Source organism: Streptomyces sp. ISL-87, from assembly GCF_018614095.1.
Classification (GTDB): domain Bacteria; phylum Actinomycetota; class Actinomycetes; order Streptomycetales; family Streptomycetaceae; genus Streptomyces.
Genome location: NZ_JAGGOY010000119.1, coordinates 36,001 through 48,126, shown reverse-complemented (window position 1 = coordinate 48,126; position 12,126 = coordinate 36,001). Strand labels below are relative to the sequence as shown.

General features: G+C 69.9%; 11 protein-coding genes. All 11 read right to left on the bottom strand.

Annotation, left to right across the window (positions count from 1 at the left end):
- Nucleotides 1-7: 7 nt before the first annotated feature.
- The 11 genes from atpB to rho all read right to left on the bottom strand — a co-directional run bounded on the left by atpB (nt 8) and on the right by rho (nt 12,046).
- A complete protein-coding gene (gene atpB / locus J7I97_RS34195; protein WP_214943251.1) occupies nt 8-832 on the bottom strand; it encodes a F0F1 ATP synthase subunit A in 825 nt (274 codons plus the stop codon).
- A gap of 225 nt (nt 833-1,057) precedes the next feature.
- Entirely contained in the window at nt 1,058-1,510 is a 453-nt protein-coding gene (locus tag J7I97_RS34190; protein ID WP_214943248.1) for a hypothetical protein, read from the bottom strand.
- A gap of 284 nt (nt 1,511-1,794) precedes the next feature.
- Nucleotides 1,795-3,129 carry an MraY family glycosyltransferase gene (locus J7I97_RS34185; RefSeq protein ID WP_308369210.1) on the bottom strand — a complete coding sequence of 445 codons (1,335 nt, stop codon included), beginning with the start codon at nt 3,127-3,129 and terminating at the stop codon, nt 1,795-1,797.
- Between the two features lie 116 nt (nt 3,130-3,245).
- A complete protein-coding gene (gene glyA, locus J7I97_RS34180) occupies nt 3,246-4,475 on the bottom strand; it encodes a serine hydroxymethyltransferase (RefSeq protein WP_214943246.1) in 1,230 nt (409 codons plus the stop codon).
- A 229-nt stretch (nt 4,476-4,704) separates the two neighbouring features.
- Nucleotides 4,705-5,334, bottom strand: coding sequence for a protein-tyrosine-phosphatase (locus J7I97_RS34175; protein WP_214943244.1), 630 nt, complete (start codon nt 5,332-5,334; stop codon nt 4,705-4,707).
- The gene (locus J7I97_RS34170) at nt 5,331-5,978 is read right to left on the bottom strand and encodes an L-threonylcarbamoyladenylate synthase (RefSeq protein ID WP_053677425.1); all 648 of its coding nucleotides are present in this window, start codon (nt 5,976-5,978) and stop codon (nt 5,331-5,333) included. Before J7I97_RS34170 ends, J7I97_RS34175 begins: the two co-directional genes overlap by 4 nt.
- A 58-nt stretch (nt 5,979-6,036) precedes the next feature.
- Complete coding sequence (prmC, locus tag J7I97_RS34165) at nt 6,037-6,882, bottom strand: peptide chain release factor N(5)-glutamine methyltransferase (protein WP_214943241.1); 846 nt, start codon at nt 6,880-6,882, stop codon at nt 6,037-6,039.
- 45 nt (nt 6,883-6,927) lie between these two features.
- A complete protein-coding gene (gene prfA / locus J7I97_RS34160) occupies nt 6,928-8,007 on the bottom strand; it encodes a peptide chain release factor 1 (RefSeq protein ID WP_214943238.1) in 1,080 nt (359 codons plus the stop codon).
- Between the two features lie 108 nt (nt 8,008-8,115).
- Nucleotides 8,116-8,334, bottom strand: coding sequence for a 50S ribosomal protein L31 (gene rpmE / locus J7I97_RS34155; protein WP_214943235.1), 219 nt, complete (start codon nt 8,332-8,334; stop codon nt 8,116-8,118).
- A gap of 150 nt (nt 8,335-8,484) precedes the next feature.
- Nucleotides 8,485-9,588 carry an LCP family protein gene (locus tag J7I97_RS34150; RefSeq protein ID WP_214943232.1) on the bottom strand — a complete coding sequence of 368 codons (1,104 nt, stop codon included), beginning with the start codon at nt 9,586-9,588 and terminating at the stop codon, nt 8,485-8,487.
- 349 nt (nt 9,589-9,937) lie between these two features.
- Nucleotides 9,938-12,046 (bottom strand): transcription termination factor Rho, encoded by a 2,109-nt coding sequence (gene rho / locus J7I97_RS34145; RefSeq protein WP_214943229.1) that lies wholly within the window; start codon nt 12,044-12,046, stop codon nt 9,938-9,940.
- Between the last annotated feature and the right edge of the window lie 80 nt (nt 12,047-12,126).

The window sequence follows — 12,126 nt, the reverse complement described above, 5'->3', positions numbered from 1 at the left end:
GCCGGGCTCAGTGGTGCTCGGCGAGCGCGCCCTGGATGAAGCTGCAGGCCAGGAGGACGAAGACGTACGCCTGGACAGCCTGGATGAAGAGCTCGAAGGCGGTCATCACGATCACCATGACGAACGAGACACCCGCGTAGGCGATGCCGATTCCGTTCAGCAGGTACCAGCTGGCGATGGTGAACAGCAGCAGCAGGGTGTGACCGGCGAACATGTTCGCGAAGAGTCGGACCGCGTGGGTGAACGGGCGCACCAGGACGTTCGAGAAGAACTCGATGACCATGACGAGCGGCAGGACCGCGCCGAGCGACTTGTCGTAGCCGGTGAGGTTCTTGAGACCGCCGACGAAGCCGTGGCGCTTGAACGTCACCGACATCCAGATGAAGTACACGATCGCCGCGAGAATCGCCGGGTACGCAATGATCGAAGTCACCGGGAACTGCGCCACGGGAACGATCGACCAGACGTTCAGGATCCAGACGAAGAAGAACAGCGAGACCATGAAGGGGACGTACTTCTCGCCCTCCTTCTTGCCCAGCGTCTCGTACACGATGCCGCGGCGCACGAAGTCATATCCGGACTCGGCGACCATCTGGAGCTTGCCCGGGACGACCTTCGGCTTGCCGAAGGCGGCCCAGAAGAAAGCAACGATGATCACGGAGCCCAGGAGGGCCAGCAGCATCGGCTTGTTGAAGTACGCACTGGTGGTGCCGGCTTCGCCCCACAGCGGCTCGAAGAGGAACGAGTGCAGGCCCGGGCCGGGGAAGCCACATCCATCAAAGATGTGACAGTCGGTCTCGAAAGCGAGGACCTGCGTCGGGTCAGCACTCACCGCGGGCTCCTTCAGCGTGGCGCATAGGTACGGCAACCTCGTTGTGTCGGCGCGGCGCGCAGCCGCGGTTCGGCACTGGACTGGTGTAACGGATGTGGGGGCGGCAGTCAGGCATCGAGCCTCGCGATGGAACAGGCGTCAGCTCAGATGCCCGCGCCCGCAGTGCCGCAGTTGGAACCGGACGATAGCAGGATCTCGAACGCGCCCTTATCCCGGCCCTACCCCTCACGACTTCGATCCCGGATTTTCGGGCTTTTCGCCCTTCGTCGAGTCGGGCTTCGTCGAGTCGGGTTCGACGTAGAGAATCTTGGCTTTCATGTGAGCACGCGTCTGCGCGCCGATCCACACCAAGGTGGTGGCGACGAGCGTGATCGCGAACGCTCGAGGGTGGAACAACGTCGTGTTCTTGAACACGGCGAGAAAAACGAAGAGCAGAAGGATCTGTGCCGCGTAGAGCATGAGCCCCATGGCCTGGAACAGGTGCGGCAGGGATTTCGCCGTGCGCTGCAGGACCACGAATCCGAGACCCATGAAGAGAATCACGACCACGGTCGCGACAACGGCTCCCACCGCCCCCTTGCCGCCGACCACGAACGCGCTGATGACGGCGGCGATTGCGCCGGCAGCAGCTGTGGGTACAGCAGCCTTCAGGAGGGATCGGACGTCATCTGACCGCATGGCGGTTTGCTCCGCGTGGTGGTGGGGGCACGGACTCGTACGGAACTCGTACGGGACGAGCGTAAGCCCGGTCCGAGTACGAACCTCGGGCCAATGGACCGTCGCACTACGGTCCTTCGGCTCTGTCGCCGGGTTTAGTGAACGGTATCACAAACTATTTGATGAGAGCTTTACCTGGCAGGTGTGCTGACTGTCACACATGAGAGGTAACCCGCCCGTGTGTGCACGACAGGCGGCCACCTTATGTGGTAAAGGGGGTTCATGTCCGACATGCGCCCAGCCCGTCAGCGGGCCGATTCGGCCTTACGTCGGTCGGGGAAGCGCGAACGGGGGCCTACGGCGGTCGCTCCGTTGACGCCGGACACACCCACCGCGACCGGACGGGCCGGCATCGGCTCGGTGCCCGTGGCATCCTGCGCGGCCGCCTCGGCGGCGGCCTCCGCGGCCCGCGCCGCGTGCCGGTAGCGCGGCGGAACGAGGCCTTCGGCCCAGCGCGGTGCGCGCGGGGTGAAGCGCGGCAGGAGCAGCAGGATCAGGCCCACCGCACTGAGCGCGGCGATCGCGAGCACGATCCACATCGAGGTGGAATGCACCGAATAGCCGACCGTCCCGAACGCGATCAGCCCCGACCAGAAGTACATGATCAGCACCGCGCGGCTGTGTGAATGACCGAGTTCCAGCAGCCGGTGGTGCAGGTGCCCGCGGTCCGCCGCGAACGGGGACTGGCCCTTCCAGGTGCGCCGGACGACGGCGAGGACCAGGTCCGCCACCGGGATCGCGGTGATCGTCAGCGGCAGCAGCAGCGGGATGAAGACCGGCAGCATCGCGTGCGTCGCGTTGCGCTCGCCACCCGCGAAGAGGGCCATCGCGTCCGGGTCCACCTGCCCGGTGATGGAGATGGTGGACGCGGCGAGCACCAGGCCGATGAGCATCGAGCCGGAGTCGCCCATGAAAATCCGGGCGGGATGCATGTTGTGCGGCAGGAAGCCGAGGCACATGCCCATCAGGATCGCGGCGAAGAGGGTCGCCGGCGCGGCCGACTCGATCCCGTAGCCGAACCAGATGCGGTACCCGTAGAGGAAGAACGCGCCGGCGGCGATGCAGACCATGCCGGCGGCCAGGCCGTCGAGGCCGTCCACGAAGTTCACCGCGTTGATGGTGATCACGACGAGGGCCACTGTGAGCAGGTTGCCCTGCCACTGGGTGAGCGCGACCGTCCCGATGAACGGGACCGGGATCCACAGGATGGTCAGGCCCTGGATGACCATCACACCGGCGGCGATCATCTGCGCGCCGAGCTTGATCAGGGCGTCGATCTCGAACTTGTCGTCGAGCACGCCGACCAGCCAGATCAGCGCCGCCCCGGAGAGCAGCGCCCGCGGTTCGTTCGACAGCTCGAAGACCCCGTTGAGGTTCTGCAGGTGGTCGGCGACCAGCAGTCCCGCGCACAGCCCGCCGAACATGGCGATGCCGCCGAGCCGCGGTGTCGGCTCGCGGTGCACGTCGCGGGCGCGGATCGCGGGCATCGCACCGGCCGCGATCGCGAACTTCCGCACGGGCCCGGTCAGCAGGTAGGTCACCGCGACCGTGACGCAAAGCGTCAGCAGGTATTCACGCACTGGCTGCCCCAGATGTATCGCCGGCCATCTCAGCCCCACACATTAGCTGCGTTGTCCCCGCTGCCGAGGACGCGAGGGGCCGTTATCCCGGTTGCACTACGTCCTGTTTGCCCCTATTACGCCCCGTACGGGGGATATTCGAGCGTCAGCTCCATCACCTCGGCACGGGTTTTCGCGGGTTCCCCGTGCAGTGCGGCCGTAAACAGCCCGGCGATGCGGACCATCTCCGCCTCCCCCATCCCCTGGGTGGTCACGGCGGCCGTACCGAGGCGGATCCCCCGCTGGTCTCCGTAGGGAAGGGCACAGGTGTCGAGGACGATCCCGGCGGCGGCGAGCCGGCCGCGGGCGGTGGGCCCGTCGAGGCCGAGGGGCGCCGGATCCGCGCTGATGAGGTGGGTGTCGGTGCCGCCGGTCGTCAGGATGAACCCGTGCGCCTCCAGCTCGTCGGCCAGCACCCGCGCATTGGCGACGACCCGGTGGGCGTACGTGGTGAACGCGGGCCGGGCGGCCTCCCCGAAGGCGACGGCCTTGGCGGCGATGGTGTGCATCTGGGCGCCGCCCTGAGTGAAGGGGAACACGGCCCGGTCGATGCGCTCGGCGAACTCGGAGCCGCACAGGATCATCCCGCCGCGGGGGCCGCGCAGCACCTTGTGCGTGGTCGCGCACACGATGTCGGCGTACGGGACGGGGCTGGGGGCCGCCCCGCCGGCGACCAGCCCGATCGGATGCGCGGCATCGGCGATCAGGTAGGCCCCGACTTCGTCCGCGATCTCCCGGAAGACCGAGTACTCGGGGTGGCGGGGGTAGCAGATCGAGCCGCAGACGATGGCCTTCGGCCGGTGCGCCCGGGCGAGGTCCTGCACCTGCTGGTAGTCGATCAGCCCCGTCTCGGCGTCGACGCCGTACCCCACGAAGTCGAACCAGCGCCCGGAGAAGTTGGCGGGCGACCCGTGGGTGAGGTGGCCGCCGTACGGAAGCCCCATCGCCAGCACGGTGTCCCCGGGCCGCAGCAGCGCGGCGTACGCGGCCAGCACGGCGGAGGACCCGGAATGCGGCTGCACATTGGCGTGCTCGACCCCGAACAGCGCGCGGGCCCGCTCGACGGCGATCTGCTCGGCCAGGTCGGCGTACTCGCAGCCGCCGTGGTGGCGGGCGCCGGGGTATCCCTCGGCGTACTTGTTGGCGAGCGCGGAGCCGAGCGCGGTGAGCACGGCGGGCGAGGTGAAGTTCTCGGCGGCGATCAGCTGCAAGGTGTCGGCCTGCCGGCGCGCCTCCCCCGCGAGCACGTCGGCCATCTGCGGATCCTGCCGCCGCAGCAGATCCGTCGGCTGGGTGATGACGCTCATGGCGCGACTCCAGGGTGTACCGGGTTATCGCCACTGTAGGCCTGCCGGCCCGCTCCCGCCCTACGAGACCCGCCGCGGGGGTCAGTGGGGGGTGACGCCCGTCAGGGCTGTGACCACGGGGTCCAGGGCCTGGTTGAGCCCCTCCTCGACGCGGCACTCGCGCCGCTCGGCCCAGGGGCCTCGGCGCCGCGCTTCGCACCGCTGCGCCGGCCTCCGGCCGGACGGACGCTCAGCGGGAGGCGGTGACGCCCGTCAGGGCCGTGACCACCGGGTCCAGGGCCTGGTTGATCTCGTCGCCGATCGAGCGGAAGAACGTGATCGGCGCCCCGTACGGGTCGTACACCTCGTCCGCGTCCGGCGAAGGGGCCAGGAGCCACCCACGAAGGGCCGCAGCGGCCCGCACCAGCGCGCGGGCCCGCTCCGCCATCCCGTCGTCCAGCGGCGGCAGCGTCGCCGGGTCTATGGCCCGCACCAGCCGCGTGAACTCCTTCAGTGTGAAGGTCCGCAGCCCCGCCGAATGCCCCATCGAGATGACCTGCGCCCGGTGGTCCCGCGTAGCGGTCAGCACCAGGTCCGCCCGTATGACGTGCTCGTCCAGCAGCTCCCGGCCGGTGAACCCGGACGCATCCGCCCCGAAGTCCGCCAGCACGGCCGCCGCGTTCGCCTCCATCGGCGCACCCTCGTGGCCCCACGTGCCGGCGCTCTCCACGATCAGGCCGCTCGCCGGGATGCCCCCCAGCCGGTGCGCCAGCGCATGCCGGGTCAGCCGCTCGGTGATGGGCGAGCGGCACACGTTGCCGGTGCTGACGTGGAGGATGCGGAAGGTCTGGCTCGCTATGCCACGCCCCTCAGGGCTCACGGGGCCACCTCGAGGTCGGGTACGACCTCCCGCAGCTGGTCCGCGGTCAGTGCGCCCTCGCGCAGCAGGACGGGAACCTTCCCGGTGACATCGACGATCGACGACGGCTGGATACCGGGCGTCGGCCCGCCGTCCAGGTACACGGACACCGAATCGCCCAGCATCTCGCGCGCCGCGTCGCAGTCCTCCGGCGCCGGGTGCCCGGTCAGGTTCGCCGAGGACACCGCCATCGGGCCGACCTCGGTCAGCAGCTCGATCGCGACGGGGTGCAGGGGCATCCGTACGGCCACGGTCCCGCGGGTCTCCCCCAGGTCCCACGCCAGCGACGGCTGGTGCTTGGCGACCAGCGTCAGCGCGCCCGGCCAGAAGGCGTCGACGAGCTCCCACGCCTGCTCGGAGAAGTCCGTGACCAGGCCGTGGAGGGTGTTCGGGGAGCCGATGAGCACAGGGGTGGGCATGTTGCGGCCGCGCCCCTTGGCGGCGAGCAGATCGCCGACCGCCTCCGCGCTGAAGGCGTCCGCGCCGATCCCGTACAGGGTGTCGGTGGGCAGCACGACGAGCTCGCCGCGGCGCACGGCGGATGCGGCTTCACGCAGACCCGTCTTGCGGTCCGTCGCGTCGTTGCAGTCGTATCGCCGGGCCATCAGCGGGACTCCTCGTGCAGCAGGGGGGTGACGGTGTGACTGGGGGAAGTCGCGCGGATCACGGCAGGGCCTTACGGGCCGTCGCGAAGCGCGGGCGGTTGTTCAGGTCGGGGTGGTCGGCGGCGTCGGCCCAGCCCCGCTCCTCGGCGAAGATCCACGGAACCTGGCCGCCCTGGGTGTCGGCGTGCTCGATGACGACGATGCCGCCGGGCCGCAGCAGCCGGTGCGCGGTGCGCTCGAGGCCGCGGATGGTGTCGAGGCCGTCCTCGCCGGAGAACAGCGCCATCTCGGGGTCGTGGTCGCGGGCCTCGGGTGCGACGTACTCCCACTCGGTGAGCGGGATGTACGGCGGGTTGGAGATCACCAGGTCGACCTGGCCGTCCAGCTCGGGCAGCGCGCTGAGCGCGTCGCCCTGGTGGACGGTGACGCGGGAGCCCTCGGCGTTCTTACGGGTCCACCGCAGGGCGTCCTCGGACAGCTCGACCGCGTGCACGCGCGAGCGCGGCACCTCCTGCGCCATGGCCAGCGCGATGGCACCGGAACCGGCGCACAGGTCCACGATCAGCGGTTCGACGACGTCCATCGCCCGGACGGCGTGTATGGCCCAGTCCACGACCGACTCGGTCTCGGGCCGGGGTACGAACACCCCGGGCCCGACCTGGAGCTCCAGGTAGCGGAAGAAGGCGCGGCCGGTGATGTGCTGGAGCGGCTCGCGCGCCTCGCGGCGGGCGACGGCCTCCCAGTAGCGGGCGTCGAAATCCGCGTCCTTGACGTGGTGCAGTTCCCCCCGCTTGACGCCGTGCACGAAGGCCGCGAGCTCCTCCGCGTCGAAGCGCGGTGAGGGCACGCCGGCGGCGGCCAGCCGCTGGGTGGCCTGGGCCACCTCGGCAAGCAGCAAGTTCACGCTGGTCCTCCGGGCTGCTGTCGTACGGGGGGGGTGAAGCGGGGGTCAGTGCGCGGCCGCGAGCTTCGCGGCGGAGTCGGTGTCGACGCAGGCCTGGATGACCGCGTCGAGGTCTCCGTCGAGCACCTGGTCCAAGTTGTACGCCTTGAACCCGGTCCGGTGGTCCGAGATCCGGTTTTCCGGGTAGTTGTACGTGCGGATCTTCTCGGACCGGTCCACGCTGCGCACCTGGCTGCGGCGCACGTCGGAGGCCTCCTGCTCGGCGGCTTCCTGGGCGGCGGCCAGCAGACGCGAGCGCAGGATGCGCATGGCCTGCTCCTTGTTCTGGAGCTGGCTCTTCTCGTTCTGGCAGGAGGCGACCACACCGGTCGGGAGGTGCGTGATGCGCACGGCCGAGTCGGTGGTGTTGACGGACTGGCCGCCGGGGCCCGACGAGCGGTACACGTCGATGCGCAGGTCGTTCATGTTGATCTCGACCTCGACCTCCTCGGCCTCCGGGGTGACGAGCACGCCGGCGGCGGAGGTGTGGATGCGGCCCTGGGACTCGGTGGCCGGAACGCGCTGGACGCGGTGCACGCCGCCCTCGTACTTCAGGCGGGCCCACACGCCCTTGCCGGGCTCGGTGGCGCCGTTGCCGCCCTTGGTGCGGACGGAGACCTGGACGTCCTTGTAGCCGCCGAGCTCGGACTCGGTGGCGTCGATGATCTCGGTCTTCCAGCCCACGCGCTCGGCGTAGCGCAGGTACATGCGCAGCAGGTCGCCCGCGAACAGGGCGGACTCGTCGCCGCCCGCGCCGGCCTTGACCTCGAGGAGCACGTCCTTGTCGTCGCTGGGGTCGCGGGGGACGAGCAGCAGGCGGAGCTTCTCGGTGAGCTCTTCGCGCTGTGCGCTCAGTTCCTTGACCTCGGCCACGAAGTCCGGGTCATCGGCCGCGAACTCCTTCGCCGTCTCGATGTCGTCGGCCGACTGCTTCCACGCACGGTACGTCGCGATGATCGGGGTCAGCTCCGCGTAGCGCTTGTTGAGCTTGCGCGCGTTGGCCTGATCGGAGTGGACCGACGGGTCGGCGAGCTTCTTCTCAAGGTCGGCGTGCTCGCCGACCAGTTCCTCGACCGCCTCGAACATCGGGGTCTCCTGTGGTGAAAGTAAGAAAGGGCTGCGGGACGACAAAGGCGCCGGTCCGGCTGCCCCCGTGTGGACAGGGTGCAGCCGGCGTCCGGCGCCGGGGGCTCGCTACTTCGAGCCGGCAGCCTTGCCGAAGCGGGCCTCGAAGCGGGCGACGCGGCCACCGGTGTCGAGGATCTTCTGCTTGCCCGTGTAGAACGGGTGGCACTCGGAGCAGACCTCGGCACGGATGGTGCCCTCGGTCAGGGTGCTACGGGTGGTGAACGACGCGCCACAGGTGCAGCTGACCTGGGTCTCGACGTACTGGGGGTGGATCTCGCTCTTCAAGGTGTCTCCTAGATTCGGGAGGGCGCCGGGTCGCAGGAGCCGAATTGCGCGCTGCGTGAACCGGGGCCGACAGACCAGTCTGCCAGGACCGGGCCGCCTGTCAAAATTCTGAGGACGCCTCCCTCAACGAGGTGGGTCCGGCATCTATTCCTAGCGCACGATCTCGCCGGCCTTGCCCTTGTCGCCCATCGAATTCGCCGTGGCCTCCGCGGGGATCGACTGCTCGGCCAGGAGGGCGTCCCAGACCATCTTGGACTCCTTGGTGAGCGGGACCACGCGGTCGGGGTCACGGACGTCCGCCCCCACCGGCAGGGTAATCATCTGCATGTTCTGGGCGTCGATGCCCTGCAGGCTCTGGGCGAACCCTGCCAGGGCCTTCACGTTGCCCAGCTGGGTGTCGGTAGTGAGCGCCTTGGTGGAGGTGTCGGCGAGATCGACGAGCCGCTTGGGGTTGTCGAAGATGCCGATGCTCTTGACCTGCTTGATCAGCGCCTTGATGAACGCCTGCTGGAGCTGTATTCGGCCGAGGTCGCTGCCGTCGCCGACGCTCTTGCGGGTCCGTACGAGGCCCAGGGCCTGCTCGCCGTTGAGGTGGTTGGTGCCCGACGCGAGGTCCAGGTGGCTGGCGCCGTCCTTGATGGGCTTGGTCGTGGTCACCTCGACGCCGCCGAGGTTGTCGATGATCTTCTTGAAGCCCGTGAAGTCGACCTCCATGTAGTGGTCCATGCGGATCCCCGACATCTTCTCGACGGTCTTCACCGCGCAGGCCGCCCCACCGATGGTGAACGACTCGTTGAACATGTGGCGCGGGCCGCCGGGGTCGGTCTTCTTCGAGCCGGTGACGGCGCAGGAGGGGCGCGTGACCAGGGCGTCGCGCGGGATCGATACGACGCTGGCCTTCTTGTGGCCGTCGTAGAGGTGGACGATCATCGCCGTGTCGGAGCGGGCGGAGCCGCCGTCGTCCTGGCCGTACTCGCCGTTGGCCCCGCCGCGGGAGTCGGAGCCGAGGACCAGGATGTCCATCGAGCCGTTGTCCGCGTTCTGCGGGCGGTCGGTGCCGAGTGCCTGGTTGATGTCGACGGTCTTCAGGTTGCCGTTGAGCTTGAAGTAGAAGTAGCCGAGACTCCCGCCGCCGAGGAGGACCACGCCCGCGGCGCTCCACGCGGCGATGGTGAGGGCCTTGCGGCGCACCGGCTGTTTCCGTCGGCGCCGGCCCGCGGCACGATGGCCTCCGCCCCTGGTGTCCTGGCTCATGCTCTCCTCAGTCCTGAGTCCGGTTCCCGGCCGCTGCCGGCCCGGATTCCTCCCCCGCTGTCCCAGACAGAGACGGCCGAAGCCCTTCCAGGGTTCCACGGGGTACGGGGTGCGCCCGGCCGGGCACAAGAGCTGCGGGTACCGGCACGAACCCCGTGTACCGCGGCGCCTACCTGCGGTTTAGCGGTGATGCGCGCGGCGGCGTACAGCGGTCCGGGCGGGGCCGGACTGTGGTGAAGGTCGCACCGGGCGCGGGAGGCTGCGCGGGGCCCGTACACGCGAGACCGCCCCCGCCGCGGGTGCGGTGGGGGCGGTCTCGGCAGTGCGGGGCGGGGCTGCGACGGCGACGTCAGTCGTCGTTCTTGCCCGCCGGGGTCGTCTTGGCGATCTGCATCAGGAACTCGGCGTTCGACTTCGTCTGCTTCATCTTGTCGAGCAGCAGCTCGATCGCCTGCTGCGAGTCGAGCGCGTGCAGCACCCGGCGGAGCTTCCAGGTGATGGAGAGCTCCTCGCTGTTGAGCAGGATCTCCTCCTTGCGGGTGCCGGACGCGTCGACGTCGACAGCCGGGAAGATGCGCTTGTCGGCGAGCTTCCGGTCGAGCTTGAGCTCCATGTTGCCGGTGCCCTTGAACTCCTCGAAGATCACCTCGTCCATGCGCGAGCCGGTGTCGACGAGCGCGGTGGCCAGGATGGTCAGCGAGCCGCCGTCCTCGATGTTGCGCGCGGCACCGAAGAAGCGCTTCGGCGGGTACAGCGCGGTCGAGTCGACACCACCGGACAGGATGCGGCCGGAGGCGGGCGCCGCGAGGTTGTACGCGCGGCCCAGACGGGTGATGGAGTCCAGCAGGACGACCACGTCGTGACCCAGCTCCACCAGGCGCTTGGCGCGCTCGATGGCCAGCTCGGCGACGGTGGTGTGATCCTCGGCCGGGCGGTCGAAGGTCGAGGAGATGACCTCGCCCTTGACCGACCGCTGCATGTCGGTGACCTCTTCCGGACGCTCGTCGACCAGGACGACCATCAGGTGGCACTCGGGGTTGTTGACGGTGATCGCGTTGGCGATCGACTGCATGATCATCGTCTTGCCGGCCTTCGGAGGCGAGACGATCAGACCACGCTGGCCCTTGCCGATCGGTGCGACCAGGTCGATGATCCGGCCGGTCAGCACGCCCGGGTCGGTCTCCAAGCGGAGCCGGTCCTGCGGGTAGAGCGGGGTCAGCTTCTGGAACTCCGGTCGGCCACGCCCGGATTCGGGCGCCATGCCGTTCACCGAGTCCAGCCGCACAAGGGCGTTGAACTTCTCGCGGCGCTCGCCGTCCTTGGGCTGGCGCACGGCACCGGTGGTGTGGTCGCCCTTGCGCAGGCCCGCCTTGCGGACCTGGGCGAGGGAGACGTACACGTCATTGGGGCCGGGCAGGTAGCCGGAGGTCCGGATGAACGCGTAGTTGTCGAGGATGTCGAGGATGCCCGCGACGGGGATCAGGACGTCGTCGTCGGCGACCGGCTGCTCGCTCGGGGCGAACTCGTCGCGTCCGCGACGGCCACGGCGGTCGCGGTAGCGTCCGCGACGGCCGCGACGGCCGTCCTCACCGTCGAAGTCGTCCTGCGGGCCGTTGTCCTGGCGGTCCTGACGACCCAGCTGGCCCTGCTGCTGACGGTCCTGACGGCCGCCCTGCTGCTGGCGGTCGCCCTGCTGCTGGCGGTCGCCGCGGTCCTGACGGCCGCCGCCCTGGCCACCCTGCGGGGCCTGGCCGCCCTGGCCCTGACCCTGGCCGCCCTGGCCCTGGTCGTCGGCCTTGGCGCCACGGTCCCGGCGGCCCTGCTGGCGGTCGCCGCGCTCGGCGCGGTCACCGCGGTCGCGGCGGTCGCGGCGGCCGCGGCCCTCGCCGGCCTCCTGGCCCTGGGGCGCGGAGACGGCGGTCGCGGCCTCGGCCTTGATCTCGGTCTGCGCGGCGGGCGCGGTCTCGGTCTTCTCCTCGACCTTGACGGCGGCGGCGACGGGGGCCGCGGTCTCCGGGCTGCCGGAGGGGGCCGTCGCACGACGGCGGCGGCGCTCGCCGACCGGGGCGTCGTCGCTGGCCGGCTGGCCGGGGATGTCGATCTGGGCCTGCGTGGCAGGCTTCTCGGCGGGCGCCTCGGCGGCGGCCTCGCCCGTGCGGGCCTTGCTGGTGGCACGGCGCTTCGGCTTGGCCTCGGCGGTGTCCACGGCGGAGGCAGCGGTCTTGGGGGCACTGCCGCCGCCCGCTTGCGCCTCCTTGATGACCTCGATCAGCTGGCTCTTGCGCATCCGCGCGGTGCCCCTGATACCGAGGCCCGACGCGACCTGCTGCAGCTCGGCCAGGACCATGCCCTCGAGGCCGGTGCCGGAGCGGCGACGCTTGGTTGCGGCGCCCGCGGCGGGGGCACTGGTGTCGACGTTGGTGTCGGCAGCGCCCATCAGATCGGTGGTGTCGCTCACGAAGGGTCCTTCCCTGGAGCGGACGTCGGCCTGTCTGGCTCGGCGACCGGTTGTGCTGTCCGACAACAGTCCTAGGTGTG